This window comes from Pseudonocardia sp. C8 (assembly GCF_014267175.1).
GTDB lineage: Bacteria > Actinomycetota > Actinomycetes > Mycobacteriales > Pseudonocardiaceae > Pseudonocardia.
Map to the genome: position 1 here is coordinate 3,961,786 of NZ_JACMTR010000002.1, position 19,371 is coordinate 3,981,156.

The 19,371-nt window shown below is 72.0% G+C and carries 20 protein-coding genes and 1 tRNA gene; 16 read left to right on the forward strand and 5 right to left on the reverse strand.

Going from position 1 to position 19,371, the window contains the following annotated elements; translation table 11 throughout:
• Positions 1 to 351: 351 nt before the first annotated feature.
• Positions 352 to 425: transfer RNA gene (locus tag H7X46_RS18835), tRNA-Ile, on the reverse strand.
• A gap of 144 nt (positions 426 to 569) precedes the next feature.
• Between H7X46_RS18835 and H7X46_RS18840 the strand changes: the two genes are divergently transcribed.
• Complete coding sequence (locus H7X46_RS18840; protein ID WP_186360658.1) at positions 570 to 1,379, forward strand: LLM class flavin-dependent oxidoreductase; 810 nt, start codon at positions 570 to 572, stop codon at positions 1,377 to 1,379.
• 38 nt (positions 1,380 to 1,417) lie between these two features.
• Here H7X46_RS18840 and H7X46_RS18845 read toward each other — a convergent pair whose 3' ends face one another.
• Positions 1,418 to 2,344, reverse strand: coding sequence for an ADP-ribosylglycohydrolase family protein (locus tag H7X46_RS18845; protein ID WP_186360659.1), 927 nt, complete (start codon positions 2,342 to 2,344; stop codon positions 1,418 to 1,420).
• 68 nt (positions 2,345 to 2,412) lie between these two features.
• Here H7X46_RS18845 and H7X46_RS18850 point away from each other — a divergent pair, with 68 nt between their 5' ends.
• Positions 2,413 to 3,063 (forward strand): hypothetical protein, encoded by a 651-nt coding sequence (locus H7X46_RS18850; RefSeq protein ID WP_222131358.1) that lies wholly within the window; start codon positions 2,413 to 2,415, stop codon positions 3,061 to 3,063.
• A gap of 12 nt (positions 3,064 to 3,075) precedes the next feature.
• On the opposite strand, the gene H7X46_RS18855 is transcribed toward H7X46_RS18850, so the two are convergent.
• Positions 3,076 to 3,612: a metal-dependent hydrolase gene (locus H7X46_RS18855; protein ID WP_186360661.1), complete on the reverse strand. Its 537-nt coding sequence runs from the start codon at positions 3,610 to 3,612 to the stop codon at positions 3,076 to 3,078.
• A gap of 191 nt (positions 3,613 to 3,803) precedes the next feature.
• Here H7X46_RS18855 and H7X46_RS18860 point away from each other — a divergent pair, with 191 nt between their 5' ends.
• The 3 genes from H7X46_RS18860 (at position 3,804) to H7X46_RS18870 (ending at position 6,521) form a co-directional block, all read left to right on the forward strand.
• Complete coding sequence (locus tag H7X46_RS18860) at positions 3,804 to 4,142, forward strand: hypothetical protein (protein WP_186360662.1); 339 nt, start codon at positions 3,804 to 3,806, stop codon at positions 4,140 to 4,142.
• Between the two features lie 64 nt (positions 4,143 to 4,206).
• Positions 4,207 to 5,529, forward strand: coding sequence for a D-arabinono-1,4-lactone oxidase (locus tag H7X46_RS18865; RefSeq protein ID WP_370588849.1), 1,323 nt, complete (start codon positions 4,207 to 4,209; stop codon positions 5,527 to 5,529).
• Positions 5,511 to 6,521, forward strand: coding sequence for an alanine racemase (locus H7X46_RS18870; protein ID WP_186360663.1), 1,011 nt, complete (start codon positions 5,511 to 5,513; stop codon positions 6,519 to 6,521). Before H7X46_RS18865 ends, H7X46_RS18870 begins: the two co-directional genes overlap by 19 nt.
• A 27-nt stretch (positions 6,522 to 6,548) precedes the next feature.
• On the opposite strand, the gene H7X46_RS18875 is transcribed toward H7X46_RS18870, so the two are convergent.
• Positions 6,549 to 8,450, reverse strand: a complete 1,902-nt coding sequence (locus tag H7X46_RS18875; protein ID WP_186360664.1) for a sigma-54-dependent Fis family transcriptional regulator — start codon at positions 8,448 to 8,450, stop codon at positions 6,549 to 6,551.
• A gap of 306 nt (positions 8,451 to 8,756) precedes the next feature.
• On the opposite strand from H7X46_RS18875, the gene H7X46_RS18880 reads away from it, so the two are divergent.
• The 11 genes from H7X46_RS18880 to H7X46_RS18930 all read left to right on the forward strand — a co-directional run bounded on the left by H7X46_RS18880 (position 8,757) and on the right by H7X46_RS18930 (position 18,850).
• Positions 8,757 to 10,394 carry a methane monooxygenase gene (locus tag H7X46_RS18880; protein WP_186362760.1) on the forward strand — a complete coding sequence of 546 codons (1,638 nt, stop codon included), beginning with the start codon at positions 8,757 to 8,759 and terminating at the stop codon, positions 10,392 to 10,394.
• A gap of 88 nt (positions 10,395 to 10,482) precedes the next feature.
• Entirely contained in the window at positions 10,483 to 11,532 is a 1,050-nt protein-coding gene (locus tag H7X46_RS18885; protein WP_186360665.1) for an FAD-binding oxidoreductase, read from the forward strand.
• Positions 11,529 to 12,719 (forward strand): toluene hydroxylase, encoded by a 1,191-nt coding sequence (locus tag H7X46_RS18890; protein WP_186360666.1) that lies wholly within the window; start codon positions 11,529 to 11,531, stop codon positions 12,717 to 12,719. Before H7X46_RS18885 ends, H7X46_RS18890 begins: the two co-directional genes overlap by 4 nt.
• Complete coding sequence (gene mimD, locus H7X46_RS18895) at positions 12,716 to 13,087, forward strand: propane 2-monooxygenase effector subunit MimD (protein ID WP_370588850.1); 372 nt, start codon at positions 12,716 to 12,718, stop codon at positions 13,085 to 13,087. The genes H7X46_RS18890 and mimD overlap by 4 nt, the downstream gene beginning before the upstream one ends.
• Positions 13,088 to 13,199: 112 nt before the next feature.
• Positions 13,200 to 14,888 (forward strand): chaperonin GroEL, encoded by a 1,689-nt coding sequence (gene groL, locus H7X46_RS18900; protein ID WP_186360667.1) that lies wholly within the window; start codon positions 13,200 to 13,202, stop codon positions 14,886 to 14,888.
• A gap of 30 nt (positions 14,889 to 14,918) precedes the next feature.
• Positions 14,919 to 15,947: an NAD(P)-dependent alcohol dehydrogenase gene (locus tag H7X46_RS18905; protein WP_186360668.1), complete on the forward strand. Its 1,029-nt coding sequence runs from the start codon at positions 14,919 to 14,921 to the stop codon at positions 15,945 to 15,947.
• 31 nt (positions 15,948 to 15,978) lie between these two features.
• A complete protein-coding gene (locus tag H7X46_RS18910) occupies positions 15,979 to 17,028 on the forward strand; it encodes an amidohydrolase family protein (RefSeq protein WP_186360669.1) in 1,050 nt (349 codons plus the stop codon).
• Positions 17,025 to 17,738: an iron-sulfur cluster assembly protein gene (locus H7X46_RS18915; protein WP_370588851.1), complete on the forward strand. Its 714-nt coding sequence runs from the start codon at positions 17,025 to 17,027 to the stop codon at positions 17,736 to 17,738. The genes H7X46_RS18910 and H7X46_RS18915 overlap by 4 nt, the downstream gene beginning before the upstream one ends.
• Positions 17,735 to 17,974 (forward strand): iron dependent repressor, metal binding and dimerization domain protein, encoded by a 240-nt coding sequence (locus H7X46_RS18920; protein WP_186360670.1) that lies wholly within the window; start codon positions 17,735 to 17,737, stop codon positions 17,972 to 17,974. The genes H7X46_RS18915 and H7X46_RS18920 overlap by 4 nt, the downstream gene beginning before the upstream one ends.
• The gene (locus tag H7X46_RS18925; protein ID WP_186360671.1) at positions 17,971 to 18,207 is read left to right on the forward strand and encodes a hypothetical protein; all 237 of its coding nucleotides are present in this window, start codon (positions 17,971 to 17,973) and stop codon (positions 18,205 to 18,207) included. Before H7X46_RS18920 ends, H7X46_RS18925 begins: the two co-directional genes overlap by 4 nt.
• A 4-nt stretch (positions 18,208 to 18,211) precedes the next feature.
• Positions 18,212 to 18,850 (forward strand): hypothetical protein, encoded by a 639-nt coding sequence (locus tag H7X46_RS18930; protein ID WP_370588852.1) that lies wholly within the window; start codon positions 18,212 to 18,214, stop codon positions 18,848 to 18,850.
• A gap of 69 nt (positions 18,851 to 18,919) precedes the next feature.
• Here the strand turns inward: H7X46_RS18930 and H7X46_RS18935 are convergent, their stop codons facing one another.
• Positions 18,920 to 19,354 carry an SRPBCC family protein gene (locus tag H7X46_RS18935; protein WP_186360672.1) on the reverse strand — a complete coding sequence of 145 codons (435 nt, stop codon included), beginning with the start codon at positions 19,352 to 19,354 and terminating at the stop codon, positions 18,920 to 18,922.
• Between the last annotated feature and the right edge of the window lie 17 nt (positions 19,355 to 19,371).

Here is a 19,371-nt window from a genome sequence, read left to right on the forward strand (position 1 = left end):
CGTCGACCTCGGCATCGACCCCTCCACGATGAGCTGGCCAGTCACGCAATGGATTGTGGATGTATCTATAGAATTTGGCAAGCGCCGTCGCACGTCATCGCAGGACAACCGACTCACGGTGTGCAATCTGACCGCTGAGCGGCAGGTCTCTACATAGAATCAGGCAGATCCATCTCGCACTCGACCGCTTGATTCAGATTCCGCCGTGGGTTCCCGTCGGCAGCGGAGGTCGCGCCGTCCCGTCGCCGCGTCGCTCGACCCCGCGGGCGCAGTTTCCGTGGGGTCACCGTCTGGCTCGATCAGGACACGCGCTGGTCAGCGGTGATCACAAGTTGCTGACCTGCGCTGCTGTGGGGCAGGTCGGGATCGAACCGACGACCTGACCGATTATGAGTCGGCTGCTCTGACCGCTGAGCTACTGCCCCGGTGCACCACGAATCTTGCCAGGGGCGGATCGCCGCACCCGCACCGGAGGGCGGTCACCAGCCTCGTCGCGACGGAGCGCGTCCACCCCCGACCCTCATGATCACCCGTCGGGGGCGGCGGGACGGGGCATTAGCCTGCGTCGGATGCGGCTCGGCTACCTCACCCACGTCACCGGGGACGAGCCCGGGCGGGCGTACCGCGATACCGTCGACCTGGCCGTGCAGGCCGAGGAGCTCGGCTACGACTCGTTCTGGGTCGCCCAGCACCACGACGGTCATCTCGGCGGGCTGCTGCCGTCTCCCCTGGTCCTGCTGGCCGCGGTGGCCGAGCGGACCCGGCTGATCCGCCTCGGCACCGCGGTCGTCGCGCTGCCGCTGGAGGATCCGCGCCGCCTCGCCGAGGACGCGACCGTGCTCGACGTGCTGTCCGGCCGGCGGCTGGAGCTCGGCATCGGCGCGGGCGCCGATCCCGCGGCTGCCCGGCGGTTCGGTCGCTCCTACGACGACCGGCACGCCGAGACCGTGGCCGCGCTCGACGTGCTGCTGGAGCACCTGCCGGCCGCCCTGGCCGAGGAGCGGACCTGGTGGGCGACCGCGTCCGCCGTCGACGCGGCCGCCGACCGGGGGCTCGGCATCCTGTCCGGGAAGCCGCCGGCCGGCGACGCCCGCGTGGTCCCCGATCTCGCGCGGTACTGGACCTACGCGCGCGGGGTACCGAGGGTCGCGCTGTCGCGGCCGCTGCCGCCCGGGCGCTCCAGCGGGCGGATCATCGACGAGCTGCTCGCCGATCCCGCGCTGCCGTGGGCCGGGGAGCTCATCGTGCAGGCGCAGCCGGCGACCGCGCCCGCGGCCGTGCACCGGGAGGTGCTGGAGCGGACGGCCCGCCACGTGCGGCCGTTCCTCGGGGTGGCGGGGCCGGCGCACGCCTCGCCGGCGCCGCGGATCGCGAGGTAGCGGTCCGGGCACCGAGTGCCCGCGGCCACGGGAAGCGCTCAGCTGCCGGTTGTCGGCGCCACTGCGGCACGCTCGCCCAGCCGGACCAGGTCCGCGCCGCGCAGACCCGGCCAGCCGTGCACCGCGTCCCGCCACGGCCCCGGGATCGCCGACACCCCGAACCGCGCCCCGAGCAGCGCCCCGGCGATCGCGGCGACGGTGTCGGTGTCCCCGCCCCCGCCGACGGCGGCGACCACGCCGCCGGCGAACGACTCCGCCCGCCCGACGGCCGCCCAGGCGCCGCACAGCGCGGCGACCACCCAGCCGTTGTCCGCCGCGTAGGCGCCCGGCACCCGCGAGGACGATTCGGACACCCACACCGCCCACTGCGGATCGACGCGGTCCAGTCCGGACCGCAGGTCCAGGGCGCCGGTCCGGACCGCGTGGTCGATCGCCAGGCACCACAGCGCGCACGCGTCACCGGCGACGGGGTCGTGGTGGGTCAGCGCGCTGACCGCATGCGCGGCCGCGACGATCGCGTCCCGGTCGCCGAGGTGGGCCAGCGCGACCGGAGCGGTGCGCATCAGCGAGCCGTTGCCCGCGGTGCGGCCGGTGCGCCGGTGCAGCTCGGCGGCGCGCTCCCGCATCCGCCCGGCCGACCCCGGGCCCGGGCGCAGGCCGGTGAGCACCGCACGGGTCTGGGTGCCGACGTCGGGTGGTCCGGTGGCGAACCACTCCAGGAAGCCGTCGGCGACCGCGTCCAGCGCCGCCGGGGTACACAGGTCCGCACCGGTCGCGGCGACGCGGGCGACGGCGCAGGTCATCTCGGTGTCGTCGCTCCACTGCCCGGGTGCGTAGTCCCCGAGCCCGCCGCCGAGCATCTCCGGTGCACCGGTCAGCGGCCGCGAGCCGTACTCGTAGGGCACGCCGAGCGCGTCCCCCACGGCCGCTCCCACCAGTGCACCCGCGGCCCGGTCCGACTCCACGGCAACCCCCTCCGTTAGCGCGATGTTGCGCTAACCCATAAGAGCAGATGTGCGCTAACTTGTCCAGCGTGATCTGGAGGGACGAGCACGGCAGGCGGCTCGACGACTACCCGCAGCCGTCGGTCGCGGTCGACGTCGCCCTGCTGACCCTGGACCAGGACGGGCGGCTCGCCGTCGTCGTCCATGCCCGGCCGGGAGCGCACGAGCACGGCCGCCCGGCCCTGCCCGGGACGTTCCTGCGCGTCGACCGGCGCGAGACCCTCCGCGAGGCCGCACTGCGGGCGTTGCGGGACAAGGTGAACGTGACCGGCCGGGAACCCCGGCAGCTGGCCGTGTTCGACGACCCCGACCGTGACCCCCGGGGCCGCGTGCTGTCGGTGGCCCACGTCGATCTCGTCCCCCCGGACCGGATCACCGGCACGACGGGCGTGCTCGCGCCGGTCGGGCCGCTCCCCCACCCGCTGGCCTACGACCACGAGCGGGTCGTCGCGGCCGCGATCGACCACGTCCGCGCGGCCTACCGGCGGCTGCCCGACCCCGCGGGGCTGGCCGGGGCGGAGTTCACCCTGCTCGAGCTGCAACAGGTGCACGAGGCCGTCCTCGGCGAACCCCTGCAGAAGGACACCTTCCGCCGGCACACGGCGCCGGATCTCGTGGAGACCGGCCGGGTGCGCGCGGGCACCGTCGGCAAGCCGGCCCGGACGTTCCGGCGGCGCTGACCGGGGACCCGCCTACCAGGACCAGCTGCCGGTCACCAGGGCCACCCCGGTGATCGCGAGCGCGCCGACCACGACGTGCTCGCCGGTCCCGCCGGTCCGGAAGCGGAGCACGTCCGGCCACCGCAGCCGGGCCAGCGGCCAGAACGCGAACCGGTTGCCGGCCGACGTCAGCTCGTCCCCGATCGCCCCGATCCAGCAGCCGGCCCCGGCGGCCACCCCCGTCCACACCGCGGTCGCGCCGGGCAGCACGAGCCCGGTGCCCCACCAGGCGAGCAGCCCGACCGCCGCCGCGAACACCGGTGAGTGCGACAGCCCCCGGTGCGAGATCCCGGTGAGCCGCTTCGACAACCACCGGATCGCCCGGCAGAGCAGCCAGGTGACCGGCGGTAACGCCCGGGACGCCGTGCTCGACGGGTGATCGAGGTCCGGGGCGAACGCCGCCAGCGCGCACACGGCGACGACCACCGGCACCAGCACGGGCGGCGGGGGCACGGCCGCGCACACGGCCAGCCCCAGCACCGCACCGGACAACGCGTGGGTACGGCCCATCACCTGGTCATCACGGCGGCGTCGCACTCCCGGGGTCGGCGGAGGAAGGTCACGGCGCGCCTCCGGGCCCCGGCCATGCGGACGGTGGCCGGGCGGGCCGCCGTTCACCCTACGGAGGCATCACGCACGGTGACCGCCGCGACACGCGGCTTCGAGGATTCGGCCGGCGTGACGCGAGGTACCCGCCGGGCATGACCGACGACCTTCCGATCCCCGACTACGACCACCTGCCCGAGAACGCGCTGGCCAACCGGGTCCGCACGCTGGACTCCGACGGTGTCGCCCGCCTGCTCGAGCACGAGCGGGGCCACGCCGACCGCGTCCAGGTCGTGCAGCTGCTCGAGCGGCGGCTCGACGAGCTGCGCTCCGGGGCCGCGGAGCCCACCGGTGGTGACCCCGCCGGCACCCAGCCCGAGACGGCGTCCACGCCGGACCACGGTTCGCCGGTCGAGGACCGCGACCAGCAGCAGAACAACCAGCCGCTGCGCCACGGCGTGGCGGCACAGACCCCGAACCGCCCGATCCGCTGACGGTCCGGAGGAGACCCCACCGGCCGCGCCGTCCCCGGTCGCGGCCGGATTGACCACCTCGTCGGTGATCGGCAGGCTGGCCGGCGTGACGGGGGCGTGGCGGAACTGGGCGGGCAACCAGCGCACCCATCCGGTCCGTACCGTGCGGGCCCGCGACACCGGCGAGGTCGCCGACGCCGTCCGGGCCGCCGCGCTGACCGGGCTGCGGGTCAAGGCGCTCGGCTCCGGCCACTCGTTCACCGGGATCGGCGTCCCGGACGGGGTCGCGATCCGGCCACCGGCCGACCCGGCGGGCATCCGGCTGGACGGCGACCGGGTGCACGTCCCCGCCGGCGTGCCGCTGCGGGTGCTGAACCGCCGGCTCTGGCAGTTCGGACGGGCGCTGCCGAACCTGGGCGACATCGAGCAGCAGACCGTGTCCGGCGCGATCGCGACCGGCACCCACGGGACCGGTGCCGGGTACCGGTGCATCGCCGACGGCGTCCGCGGCCTGGAGATCGTGCTCGCCGACGGGTCCGTCCGGCGGGTCACCGAGGGGCCGCTGTTCGACGCGGCCCGGGTCGGCCTGGGCGCGCTCGGCGTGCTCACCGAGGTCACCCTCGAGACGGTGCCCGCGTTCCACCTGCACGCGGTGGAGGCGGCGCGGCCGCTGGCCGAGGTGCTGGAGGGCCTCGACGACCTCGCCGCCGGCCACGACCACGTCGAGTTCTACTGGTTCCCGCACACCGGGACCGCGGCTCTGAAGGTGAACGACCGCATCACCGCGCGCGAGCCGCGCCGCGGCCGGGTCTCCGCGTGGGTCGGTGACGAGCTGCTGGGCAACGCCGGGTTCGGGCTGGCCTGCCGGGCCGGCGCGCTGCTCCCGCCGCTGGTCCCCCGGATCAACGCGTTCCTGGCCGGGCAGATGGCCTCCGCCGAGTACGTCGGGCGGTCCTACGAGGTGTTCTGCAGCCCGCGCCGGGTCCGCTTCCTGGAGATGGAGTACGCGGTGCCCCGCGCGGCGCTGCCCGAGGCGTTCGCCGGGCTCCGTGCCGCCGCCGACCGGCACGCCCGCGACGTGACCTTCCCGGTCGAGGTGCGGGTGCTCGGCGCCGACGACGTCCCGCTGTCCACCGCGTACGGCCGCGACACCGCCTACCTCGCGGTCCACGTCCGGCGTGGACGCCCGCACGAGGCGTACTTCGCCGCCGTCGAGGCCGTGCTGTCCGCACTGGACGGACGCCCGCACTGGGGCAAGCTCCACACCCGGACCGCGGCGCAGCTGCGCCCGCGGTACCCGCGCTTCGACGAGTTCGTCGAGCTCCGCGACCGGCTCGACCCGGAGGGCCGGTTCCGCAACGCCTACCTGGACCGGGTGCTGGGAGTACCGTGCGCGTCGGAGACCTGACCACCCCCGCCCTGCTCGTCGACGCGGCCGCCCTCGAGGCGAACCTCGCCGACATGGCGCGGGCGCTGCCGGGCCAGCGGCTTCGGCCGCACGTCAAGGCGCACAAGACGACCGCACTCGCCGCCCGGCAGGCCGCGCACGGTCACCACGGTTTCACCTGCGCGACCGTCCGCGAGGTCGAGGGCATGGCCGCGGCCGGGCTCGGCGCGGACCTGCTGCTCGCCAACGAGGTGCTCGACGCCCGCCGGCTCGGCGCCGTCGCCGCCACCGGATCCCGGGTGACGGTCGCGATCGACTCGCCCGAGACGCTGCAGGCCGCGGTGGACGGTGGCGTGCCGGAGGTACTGATCGACGTCAACATCGGGCTCCCCCGCTGCGGGATCGCCCCCGGCCGGGCCGGGGAGCTCGCCGACCGGGCCCGCGCCACGGGCCTGACCGTGCGCGGGGTGATGGGCTACGAGGGGCACCTGCAGCTCCTGCCGGACCCCGCCGAGCGGGCCCGGCTGACCGCGGAGTGCACCGACCGGCTCCTGGCCGCGCACGCCGACGTCGGCGGCGACGTGATCTCCGGCGGCGGCACCGGGACGGCCGCCTGCAACACCGCGTGCACCGAGATCCAGGCCGGGTCCTACGCGCTGATGGACACCGCATACACCGCCGCAGGCCTGCCGTTCCGGCAGGCGCTGACCGTGCTGTCCACCGTCGTCTCGACGACCGCACCGGCCGGCGAGATGCCCGGCTGGGCCGTCGCCGACGCCGGTCTCAAGGCCTTCGGGATGGACCACGGCAACCCGGAGGTGCCCGGCGGCACCGTGTGGTTCTGCTCCGACGAGCACCTCACGTTCGCACCCGACGCGCAGCCCGTCGTCGGGGACCGGGTGCGGATCGTGCCGGCGCACATCGACCCGACCGTCGCGCTGCACGAGCGGATGCACGTCGTCGACGGCGACGAGGTCCTCGACACCTGGGCGGTCGACCTCCGCGGCTGGTGACGGTGCGGGCGAGCAGTGACCCGGCAGCTACTCGCGCTGCACCGCCTCGAGAGGACCCGGCATCGAGATGCCGTACTCACGGATCTTGCGGTAGATCGTCGCCCGCGACGAGCCGAGGAGGCGTGCGGCCTCGACCTTGTTGCCGTCGGTGTCGAGAAGCGCCTGGATGATCGCGTCGCACTCGATCGCCTCCAGCGGGGTGAGCACGCGACGGGTGGTGGCGCGGCACTCCGGTGGCAGGTCGCCTGCCTCCACGACGCCGACCCGGCGCTTGGCGACCACCTTGCGCAGCACCTGCCGGAGCTGCTCGACGTTGCCGGGCCACCGGTTGCGCATGAGGACGTGCATGGCCTCCGGGGAGCAGGTCAGCGTACCGCGGGCGAGGCGGCCGAGCAGGTGCGGCACCAGCTCGGCGACGTCCTCGATGTGGTGGCGCAGCGCCGGCACCTCGACGGTCCGCGGGAAGCAGGACAGTAGTCCGGCCAGGTCCGGCGAGCGGTGGCGGCTCCCGCGGGTCACGGTGGCGACGACCCACGGCCGGTCGGCCCCGGTGGCCTCCCGGTACGGATCGAGCGCGTGGGTGAGCGCATCCACGCCGTGCGCGGGCAGCTGGTCGAGGTGGGTGAGGATGAGCGTGCTGGCGCCGTTCTCCAGTTCGTCGACGACCTCGCCGATCCAGTGCGGGCCGTAGCCGTCGGCGTCCAGCAGGCGCACGTGGCGCGCCGGCGTGCGGTTCTGGTGCGTCGCCCGCGCGAGGGTTGCCTTGCCGACCCCGGGTTCGCCCTCGAGGATGAGCCACTCCTGGGCCTGGAAGTGCCGGTCGATGGCGTAGGCGCACTTCCGCCAGGACGTGCTGGAACCGACGGCGGTGGGCAGCGGCGGGGCGTGCGCCGACGCCGCGTTGCCGCGCTCGGCCGGACCCATCTGGGCGACGGGGTGCACCTGGAGCACGCCGCCGCTCACCCCCGCTTCACAGAAGCTCGGTTTGCAGTAGACGCGCGCGGTGAGCCCGCTCGGAAGGTCGACGACCAGCTGGCGGGCACGCCCCGAACCGAGGGCCTCCGCCGCCTCGGCGAGCAGGGGTGCCTGGTCGCCCGGGTCGAACAGCTCACGGGCCCGGTCGTTCATCATCAGCAGGTCCGCACCGATCGCGAACACCGCACCCCGGTTGCGTCGGCACGCCTGCAGGTAGTCCTGCAGCAGCAGGTGCTCGCGCCGCCCGGCGTGCTCGAGTACCGCCTCCTCGATCCGGCGGGCGACCGAGGCGACCGCGGTGGTCATCATCGTCCCGGCGTCCGACCGCCAGCAGGTCACGTCGACGACCCCCAGGACTCGGCCCGTGCCCGGGTGCCGGATCGGCACACCGGCGCAGGCGAGATCCTCGAGGTGCTCCACGTAGTGCTCGTGCCCGAACACCTGTGCGGGTCCGCCGCCCTCCAGGGCACTACCGATGCCGTTGGTCCCGACGTGGCGCTCCGCGTAGCTGAACCCGGGGGCGAGCAGCACCTGGTCGAGGTACGACTCGAGGGTGGGGTCGCCGGTGCGCCGGTCGAGCACCACCGCGTCGGCGTCGCAGAGGAGCACGCTCACCGGTTCGGTCGCGAACTGGTCGGCCACCTCGCGCAGCACCGGCCGTGCGGCCCGGGCGAGCGGGGTGTCGACGTCGACGTCGTCGGCGTACGGCAGCTCGATGTGATCGGCCGGAACCCGCCAGGTCAGCGAGCGGGTCCAGGAGGCGAGGATCGGTTCGCGGACGACCCCGGGCTGAACCGGTTCGTCCAGCAGGAACGACACGCGGGCCCGGGCGAGGTCCTCGGTGCCGGGACCGGCGGGCGGACGTCCCCGCGCAGCCGCGACACCACCGCGTTCCGGGGGCTGGCGCGCGTGCGGGCGTCGTCCTGGCGGTCCGGCTTCCGTGCGTGCGGCCAACAGTGCCTCCTCGACAGCGTCGTCGATGCGCCGGTGCACCCGGTCAGGTCCGCGCCCGGCGGTTCGCCAAGCGTAGTGCCACGATCACCCGCAACCGCGTCTCAGATTGAGACCGCACGCGACCGCCGGACCGGGTGTGATCGGCACCACGAGGCGGACGGCCGCGGAAGCGGCGATTCCGGCCGGCCATCTCGGATCTACCTCCGGAGTCGAGGACGCCCGCGCCGTCGGCGGCTCATCGGGGCTCCATAGGGGCTCATGGCCACTACCACCACCCGTGAGGAGATGACGTTGAGTCGGCAGAGTCTGGCGAAAGCGCACCAGAAGATCCAGGAACTGGCCTGGGAACCGCAGTACCACGAGCCGTACATGAAGTACGGCACCGACTACACCTTCCGGAAAGCCGCGAAGAAGGACCCGCTCAAGCAGGTCCTGCGCTCCTACTTCCCGATGGAGGAGGAGAAGGACCACCGCGTGTACGGCGCCCAGGACGGCGCGATCCGCGGCAACATGTTCCGCCAGGTGCAGGAGCGTTGGCTCGAGTGGCAGAAGCTGTTCCTGTCCATCATCCCGTTGCCGGAGATCTCGGCGGCGCGTTCGATGCCGATGCTGTTCAACGTGGTGCCGAACCCGGAGCTGCACAACGGCCAGGCGATCCAGATGATCGACGAGGTGCGGCACTCGACGATCCAGCAGAACCTCAAGCGCCTGTACATGAACAACTACATCGACCCGGCAGGCTTCAACAACAGCCTGCGCAACTTCCAGAGCGACTACGCCGGCACGATCGGGCGGCAGTTCGCCGAGGGGTTCATCACCGGCGACGCCATCACGGCCGCGAGCATCTACCTGACGATCATCGCCGAGACCGCGTTCACCAACACGCTGTTCGTCGCGATGCCCGCCGAGGCCGCGGCCAACGGCGACTACCTGCTGCCCACGGTGTTCCACTCCGTGCAGTCCGACGAGTCCCGGCACATCTCCAACGGCTACGCCACGCTGCTGATGGCGCTGTCCGACGAGGACAACCGCCAGCTGCTCGAGCGCGACCTGCGGTACGCGTGGTGGAACAACCACCGGGTGGTCGACGCGGCCATCGGCACGTTCATCGAGTACGGCACGAAGGACCGCCGCAAGGACCGCGAGTCCTACGCGGAGATGTGGCGGCGCTGGATCTACGACGACTACTACCGCTCCTACCTCGTGCCGCTGGAGAAGTACGGGCTGACGGTGCCGCACGACCTCGTCGAGGAGTCGTGGAAGCAGATCTGGGAGAAGGGCTACGTCCACGAGGTGGCGCAGTTCTTCGCGACCGGGTGGCTCGCCAACTACTGGCGGATCGACGGCATGACCGACGAGGACTTCGAGTGGTTCGAGCACAAGTACCCGGGCTGGTACGACCGGTACGGCAAGTGGTGGGAGAACTACAGCCGCCTCGCCACGCCGAACGGGCACCACGCGATCGTCGCCGAGGACGTGGACTACGTGTACCCGCACCGGTGCTGGACCTGCATGGTGCCCTGCCTCGTGCGTGAGGACATGGTCATGGACCAGGTGGACGGGCAGTGGCGCACCTACTGCCACGAGATGTGCCGCTGGACCGACACGGTGGCCTTCCGGCCGACCTACGAGGGCCGCGAGACCCCGAACATGGGCCGCCTCATCGGGCACCGCGAGTGGGAGACGCTCTACCACGGCTGGAACTGGGCCGACGTCGTGAAGGACATGGGCTTCGTCCGCGACGACGGCAGGACGATGACCGCGCAGCCGCATCTGGACCTCGACCCGAAGAAGATGTGGACGCTCGACCACATGCGCCGGATGCCGCCGCTGCAGAGCCCGAACGTGGTCCTGAACGAGATGAGCGACGCCGAGCGCCAGGCGTTCGCCGCCGACTACGTCCGACAGGGACCGGCCGGGCGCCCGGCCCCGACTGACGCCTGAGCGCGGGTCAGGCGAGGGGGAGGGCCGGCCTCACCGGTCCTCCCCCGCCGGAACCCGTCCCCGCCCCGCCTCGAGAGCTGGAGACCCCGTGGGTGAGAAGCACGTCGTCCGGTTCGAACCGGTCGGCATCGAGATCGAGGTCGACTCCGACCAGACGATCCTGCGCGCCGCAGCCGAGCAGGGCGTCCAACTCATGCACGGCTGCAAGGAAGGCCAGTGTTCGGCGTGCAAGTCCTTCGTCCTGGAGGGCGAGGACATCGAGCTGGACAGCTACTCGACGTTCGCGCTCCCGGACTACGAGAAGGAGGAGGGGCAGACGCTGCTCTGCCGGGCGCACGCCTACGAGGACCTGACGATCGAGCTCCTCAACTACGACGAGGAGATCATCCGTTCCGGGCTGCCGCTGCGGACCGGCACCGTCGAGATCGTCGCGATCGAACCGGTGACCCACGACATGCGGCACCTGGTCGTCCGGCTCGTCGAGCCCGAGGAGATCAAGTTCTTCCCGGGCCAGTACATGGACTTCCAGGTACCCGGCACCGAGGAGACCCGTTCGTTCTCGATGGCGAACACGCCCAACCGGGAGGGCGACCTCGAGTTCGTCGTCAAGGTCTATCCCGGCGGGCTGTTCTCCGAGCATCTCGATACCCGGCTGCAGGTGGGTGACCGGTTGGCGGTGGAGGCGCCGTTCGGCACCTTCACCCTCCGCGAGAACCGCACCTCGGACCTGGTGTTCGTCGGCGGCGGCGCCGGGATGGCGCCGATGCTCGGGCTCCTGCGGTCGATGGCCGAGCGCGGGATCGAACGCAAGGTCACCTTCTACTACGGCGCGCGGGCCCGGCGGGACCTGTGCTTCGAGAAGGAGCTGGCGGCGCTGGCGGAGCAGTTGCCGGGCTTCACCTACGTCCCGGCGCTGTCCGAGCCCTCCGCCGACGACGACTGGGCGGGCGAGACCGGCCTGATCACCGAGGTCCTCGCCCGGCGCGAGTCCACGTTGGCCGGGAAGGACGCCTACGTCTGCGGCCCCCCGCCGATGGTCGACGCCGCGATCGTGGAGCTGACCCGGCTCGGATGCGCCGACAACCACATCTTCTACGACAGGTTCACCACCACCGGTGAGCCGGAGGAGCGTCCATGACCACCACCGAACGTCCCGAACGGAGCGTCCCGAAGCCCGTCTTCACCGACGCCGAAGCCGGGGCGCGCGAGTTCCCCGACTCCGGCGCGAGCGCCCGGCGCTACAACTACTTCACGCCGGCCAAGCGCAAGCAGACCCACTACGAGGACGTCACCGTCGAGGTGCAGCCCGACCCGCGGCACTACCTGACGCAGGGCTGGATCTACGGCTTCGCCGACGGCGAGGGCGGCTACCCGCTGCACTGGACCAAGCTGAAGGCCTGGGGCGTCGACAAGCCCGAGCCGGTCCGCGGGGTCGGCACGGGTGGGATGTCGCCGGACTTCACCTGGCCCGCGCACGGCTGGCACGAGTTCCGCGACCCCAACGAGGAGTGGGAGCAGAGCCTCTACCGGTACAACGCCAACGTCGTCCGGCAGCTCACACAGAACGTCGACAACGCGCGCCACTCCAAGGCGTTCGGCCAGTGGACGGCGAACTGGGTGCGGTTCGTCGAGCGCAACGTCGGCGCCTGGATGCACATCGAGCACATCCTCGGGCTGTACGTGTTCGCCGCGAACGAGCGCTCGGCGCCCACGAACATGCACAACACCGCCCTCGCCGCCAACAGCACGCGCAAGATCCGGTTCGCCCAGGACCTGGCGCTCTACAACCTCACGCTGACCGAGGAGATCTCCGGCTTCGACGGCTCGGCCCACGTCGAGGCGTGGAACGCCGACGCCGAGTGGCAGGGCGCGCGCAAGATGTGCGAGGCCCTGACCGCGGTCGAGGACGACTGGGGTGAGGCGGTCTTCGCGGCGAACGTCGTGTTCGAGCCGCTGGTCGGCGAGCTGTTCCGCAGCAACCTCGTGATGCAGTCCGCGGCCGGCAACGGGGACTTCGTCACGCCGACGGTCATGGGCGCCGGTGAGTACGACTACGCCCAGCGTGACCTGCGCTGGACGACCGCCTGCTTCGCCCCGCTGACCCAGGACCGCGAGTTCGCCGACCACAACAAGGGCCTCATGCAGGGCTGGCTGTCGCGCTGGGTGGCCCAGGCGCTCGAGGCGGCGCGCCAGATGCAGCCGCTGTGGTCACAGCCCGACGCGAAGCCCCCGCGCTTCGAGGACAGCCTCGACAAGGCCAAGAACAGGTTCGCCGGGATCTGCCGCGATCTCGGTCTCGACACCCCTGAGGAGCTGAAGCAGTGACCGCGTTCAAGACCTCCGCGAGCCCGTTCCGGTCGGACAACACCGCCTCGAACATGTGCGGCTTCACGCTGATGAACAACCAGGTGGGCGCCGTGATCGCGAACGTGCTGTCGCGGCTGGACAACGTCGACGTCGCCCACCTGCCGTCGATGATCCGCGTCGACGGCCACGGCCGGTTCGACGTCCTCTACGCCGACCTGGACGAGGAGGCAGGCGAGGAAGAGGGCTGGTTCGACGCGGCCGAGCTCGAGGAGAACATGTCGACCCACTACGGGCGCATGGTCCACCTCGACGACCGCACGATCATGTTCGCCAACCCGGAGGACGCCGCCGAGCACCTCGACTTCGACCTGAAGCCGGTCGAGTAACGGCCGTGAGTGGATACGAGTGCTCCCGCACTCGTATCCACTCACGACCCCTCCGTTGATCCGCCCCCGCGCAGCAGACCGACGTTTCCGAGATTTCCAGGAGGACCGCACGATGGCGAAGGAACTGCGATTCGGTGCCGACGGCAGACGATTGCTCCAGGCCGGCGTCGACCAGCTGGCCGAAGCCGTGAAGAGCACGCTCGGGCCGAAGGGCCGCAACGTCATCCTGGAGAAGATCACCGGCTCGCCCGAGGTCACCAACGACGGCGTGACGATCGCCCGGGAGATCCACCTGCGCGACCCCTTCGAGAACATGGGCGCGCAGCTGGTCAAGGAAGCGGCCGTCAAGACCAACGACACCGTCGGCGACGGCACGACCACCGCCACCGTCCTGGCGCAGGCGATCGTGCGGGAGGGGATGAAGGCCATCGCGGCGGGTGGCAACCCCGTCCTCGTCAAGCGGGGCATCGACCTCGCGGTGGGCACGCTCGTGCAGCGGCTCGGCGCGGCGGCGCACCCCGTCTCGACCGAGCAGGACTACTCCCGGGTGGCCGCGATCTCGGCGAACGACGACGAGGCGATCGGCCACGCCGTCGCGAAGGCGCTGCACACCGTCGGCGACGACGGGGTCGTCACGGTCGAGGACTCACCGACGCTGGGGCTGTCGGTGTCGTTCGTCGAGGACTTCGAGTTCGACAACGGCTACGTCACGCCCTACATGGTGACCGACCCCGGCACGCTCGAGGCGGTCGTCGACGACCCCTACATCCTGTTCTCCGCCGAGAAGATCAAGGACGTCCAGTCCCTGATGCCGGTGCTCGACGCGATCATGCGCGGCGACCGGCGGCCGCTGGTGGTCATCGCCGAGACCGTCGAGGGCACGGCGCTGCAAATGCTGGTGCACAACCACGTCAACCGCACCTTCCAGGCGGTGGCGATCAAGGCACCGGGCTTCGGCGAGAAGCGCATCCACCTGCTGGAGGACATGGCGGCGCTGTGCGGCGGGAAGGTGCACAGCAAGAGCTCGTCGTTCGCGTTGGAGCAGGTCACCCTCGAACACCTCGGCCGGGCCTCGCAGGTGCGGGTCACCGGCGACAGCACGACGATCATCGGCGGTGGCGGTGACCGGGACGCACTCGAGCTGCGGCTCACCCAGCTGCGGGCCGAGCTCGCCCGGGCCACGCTCGGCAGCGACGAGGACTTCCTGTCCGACCGCATCGCCCGGCTCTCCGGCAAGGCCGCGATCATCGGTGTGGGCGCTCCGACCAACGCCGAGGCGAAAGAGGTCCGCCACCGGGTCGACGACTCGCTGCAGGCGACCCGCGCGGCCATCGCCGAGGGCATCGTCGCCGGGGGCGGCGCCGCCCTGTTGCACGCCGAGCCTGCGCTCGACGTCCTCGACGTCGACGGCGACTACCGCATCGGCGTGGAGATCGTGCGCCAGGCGCTGACCGAGCCGGTGCACCTTATCGCCTCGAACGCAGGCTACGACGGCGACGACGTGGTCAAGCAGGTCACCGAGATGAACGTCGACGAGGGATTCGACGCGCTGGAGGGCCGCTTCGGGAACATGGTCGAGATGGGGATCATCGACCCGCTGCGGGTCGTGCGCTCCGCACTCCAGAACGGGGCCTCGGTGGCCGGCCTCGTCCTCACCACCAACTCGCTGGTGGCCGAGGAGGTCACGCCCTGGAACAAGTCCCTGATGACCGAGTTCGGGCAGCTCGACGACGGCATCCCGCAGCCCTCACCCGACTCCAGCACCCCCCAGTCGCTCGGGCTCGGCCCGTCGGTCGGCTGACCCGTCCCGCGAACCGAGGAGGTCCTTCCCGTGAAAGCCGTCCGCGTGCACGACTACCACGCCGACCCGAAGATCGACGACATCCCCGAGCCGCGGCTGCAGGGCCCGCTCGACGTGATCGTCAAGATCGGCGGCGCCGGCGTGTGCCGCACCGACCTGCACATCCTCGAAGGCCAGTGGGCCGGGGCGATGAACCCGCAGCTGCCCTACGTCATCGGACACGAGAACGCCGGCTGGGTCCACGCCGTCGGCGACGGCGTCACCAACGTCGCCGTCGGCGACACCGTCATCCTGCACCCCCAGCCCTCCTGCGGACTGTGCCTGGCCTGCCGCCGCGGCAAGGACATGCAGTGCGGGAACGCGTTCTTCCCCGGCCTGAGCGACAACGACGGCGGCATGGCCGAGTACCTGCGCACCACGGCCCGGGCCTGCGTCAAGCTCAACCCCGACACCGACCCCGCCGACGTCGCTGCGCTCGCCGACGCCGGGATCACCGCCTACCACGCCGTGCGCAAGGCGGTCCCCGTGCTCTGGCCCGGCACCACCGCCGTCGTCCAGGGTGCAGGCGGGCTCGGCCACATCGGCATCCAATGCCTGGCCGCGCTCACCGCCACCCGCATCGTCGTGGTCGACAAGAACCCCGAGGCGCTGGATCTGGCGAAACAGATCGGCGCCGACGAGACCGTCGTGGCCGACGGCACCCACGTCGATGCCGTCAAGGACCTCACCGGCGGCGACGGCGCCACCGTCGTGTTCGACTTCGTCGCCGAACAGGGCGCCGAGAACGACGCCTGGGCCATGACCGCCCCCGACGGCTACCAGTACGTCATCGGCTACGGCGGCGACTTCTCCGCACCCACCCTGGAATTCGTGGCCAACGAGAAGAACGTCATCGGCAACATCGTCGGCACCTACACCGACCTCGCCGAGCTCATGGTGCTCGCCCAGGCCGGGAAGGTCACCCTCCACACCAGGCAGTACCCCCTCGATGCCGCGCTCGACGCGCTGCACGACCTCGACGCCGGCCGGGTGCGCGGCCGGGCGATCCTCGTTCCCTGACGGCTGTTCCTGACGCGAAAGGGCCCACCACATGTACTCCAAGGACGGCGAGAACTACTTCATCGTCGACAGCCACATCCATTTCTGGGACGGCAGTCCTTCCAACCAGCGCAACCGCTACGGGGAGGGCTTCACGAACTGCTTCTTCGACTACCACCGCAACCTCTCCCCCGAGGAGTACGTGTGGTCGTTGGAGAAGTTCGGCCGCTACACCGAGCAGGACCTCATGACCGACCTGTTCCAGGACGGGTACGTCGACACGGCCATCTTCCAGCCGACCTACCTCACCGACTTCTACGTCAACGGTTTCAACACCACCGAGCGCAACGGCGCGCTGGTCGAGAAGCACCCGGACAAGCTGATCGTCAACGGTGCGTTCGACCCGCGTGACGGCGAGGGCGGGCTGGAGGCGCTCGAGCGGCTGCACGAGCGGTGGAACCTCAAGGGGGTGAAGCTCTACACCGCCGAGTGGAAGGGCGAGTCGAAGGGCTGGAAGCTGTCGGACCCGTGGGCGTACCGGTACCTGGAGAAGTGCCAGGAGCTGGGCATCCGCAACATCCACGTGCACAAGGGCCCGACGATCTACCCGCTCAACCGCGACGCGTTCGACGTGGCCGACGTCGACGACGTGGCCACCGCGTTCCCGGAGCTGCGGTTCATCATCGAGCACGTCGGGCTGCCGCGGCTGGAGGACTTCTGCTGGATCGCCACGCAGGAGCCCAACGTCTACGGCGGGCTGGCGGTCGCGATGCCGTTCATCCACTCGCGGCCGCGCTACTTCGCCCAGATCATCGGCGAGCTGCTCTACTGGCTCGACGACAATCGGCTCACGTTCGCCAGCGACTACGCGATCTGGCACCCGAAGTGGCTCGTGGAGCAGTTCGTCGACTTCCAGATCCCCGAGGACATGCAGTCCGAGTACGGGGTGCTCACCACCGACGTCAAGAAGAAGATCCTCGGGCTGAACGCGGCGCGCCTCTACGACCTCGAGGTGCCCGCCGGGTGCGGCCTGTCCGTGCCCGCCGAGCCGGTGGCGGGCGAGACCGTCGGTGCGGGGCCCGTCCCCGTGGCGGGGCAGTGACGACCCACGCTCCGGCACGCATCGACCTGGCGCCCGCCGTGTGGCGGGCGCTGGGGTCGGTGCGTGATCCGGAGCTGGACGAGTCGATCACCGACCTGCGGTTCGTGCAGGAGTGCGCCGTGGCCGGGGACGAGGTCATCGTCGTGCTGCGGCTGCCGACGTACTTCTGCGCCCCGAACTTCGCCTACCTGATGGTGGCCGACGCCGCCGACGCCGTGCGTGCGGTGCCCGGCGTGCGCACCGCGCGTGTCACGCTGGCCGACCACTTCGCCTCCGACGAGATCAACGCGGGGGTGGCCGCGGGCGACGGGTTCTCCGCGTCGTTCCCCGGCCTCGCCGACCCGGACGCCGTCGACCTGGCCGACCTGCGCCTGAGGTTCCAGCGCAAGGCGCACGCGGCCGCGCAGGAGCTGGTGGCAGACGGCCTGCTGCGGGGCGGGCGCACGCTCGACGACCTGCTCGCGACGACGCTCGCCGACCTGGAGGAAACCGCCGCGCTCGCGCGGCTGCAGCGCCGCCGGGCCGACCTCGGGCTGCCGGCGGATCCGTCGGCGCCGCTGCTGCTCGAGACCGACGGGACGCCGATGCGGGCCGACGGACTCCCGCTGAAGCTGCGGCTCGCGCGCACCACCCGGGTGAGCATCGAGGGCAACGGGATCTTCTGCCGCGGCCTCCTCGCCACCCGCTACGGGGAACGGGCGGTCTCGTGAGCGCCGTGCACACCGCCGTGCCGACCGCAGGACATCTCGCGTGCAGATACCTGCTCGTCGAGCTCTTCCTCGTCCGCGTGCTCGACCTGACCTCGCAGGAGGCACGCGCCGAGGCGGACGCGCTGCAGCACGCGGTCTCCGAGCGGGTGCTCGACCGCATCGACACGCTGCTCGGCCGGCCGGAGCGCGACGTCCGCGGCGAGGCGATACCACGACCGGAGGCGAGGTGGCCGTGAGCGAGACGTACAACCCGTGGACGGTGGTGAACCTCGTGTTCCACCACCTCGCCGCGGAGGGGCTGCACCCGGTGCTCGGGGAGACCGGCGACCCCGCCACACCGGCAGCCGCGTTGCTGCGTGCCCTCGGCATCGAGCCGGGGCGCGACGACGAGGGCCCGGCGGCGCCGTCGGTGCAGGCCGAGCTCGCGGAGCTGCGGGCGCGGATGTTCCCCGGCCAGGACAGGGAGTGAACCCGTGACGACCCGACCGCGGAGCGGTGACCAGACCGCGCCGGACACCGCCGCGCCCGATGCGGCGGTGTCGCCGACCCAGGTGCGCCGGCTCGACCTGCCGAGCGCCGGCGAGCTCGCCGGGCTCGCCGCCGTGTTCGAGGACCTGCAGTACGTGCTGCGCTGCTGCGAGCACCTCGTCGCCGCGCTCGGCCGGCCCCCCGAGCCCGACGCCGCGCTGGTGGAGGCGCTGTGGACGGGCGCGGTGGTCGCGTACGTGCGCTGCTTCTCGCCGCGCGGGGCGGTCCTCACGGACGCCGACCTCGACGGCCTCGAGCACGCGGACGAGCTCCGGCGGGTGCACGGGATGCTGCCGCAGCTGCGCGACCACCTCGCTTCCCGGCACGTGAACCCGCGCGAAACGTTCACGATCGGTGCGGCGCAGGCGAACGACGGCACGCCCACCGGGGTCGCGGTCGTGGCCGGCCGGCGCCCGCTGGTCGACGACGCCACGGTGCGCACGCTGGGGCGGCTCGCGTACCACCTCGCGGAGCGGGTGGACGCGCGGATGCAGGAGCGCCAGCAGCAGGTGCTCGGCGACGCCGCGGCGCTCTCGCCCGCGGAGCTGGCCCGCTTGCCGCTGGTGCACCTGACCACCGGCTGAGCCGCCCGATCCGAGGGCATCACCACCGGCACGGCCCGGGGCCGTCGTGACCGGCACGGCAGGAGGGAATCAGGTGTAGCGCCCGGCCAGCCCGGCCAGACCGGTCGCGAAGACGCCGTTCGCGAACAGCTCGACCAGGTTCCCCTCGGCGGCGGCGTCGGCGTCGAACTCCACCCACCACTCGGCGAAGGTGTGACCGACGGCCGTGATGGGAGCGAGCCGGATCGTGGACAGGTAGCGGCGCACCGGGAACGGTGACTCGATGATCTCGTAGGTGAGAGTGTGCCCGCGGTCGTCGAGGGCCAGCAGGTCCTCGACGACGACGCCGCCGTCACCGAGGACGAGCCGCCGCCGCGCCCCGATGTCGGTGGGGGTCGCGCCCCGGGTCAGCTCGCACGCCTCGATCCCGGGGTGCCAGCGGTGGATGGCACCGAAGTCGCGGACGTGCGGCCACACCTCGGCCAGCGGCGCCGGGATCACGGCGCTGGAGTACGGACGGGGCATCGGGTCTCCTCCTCGAC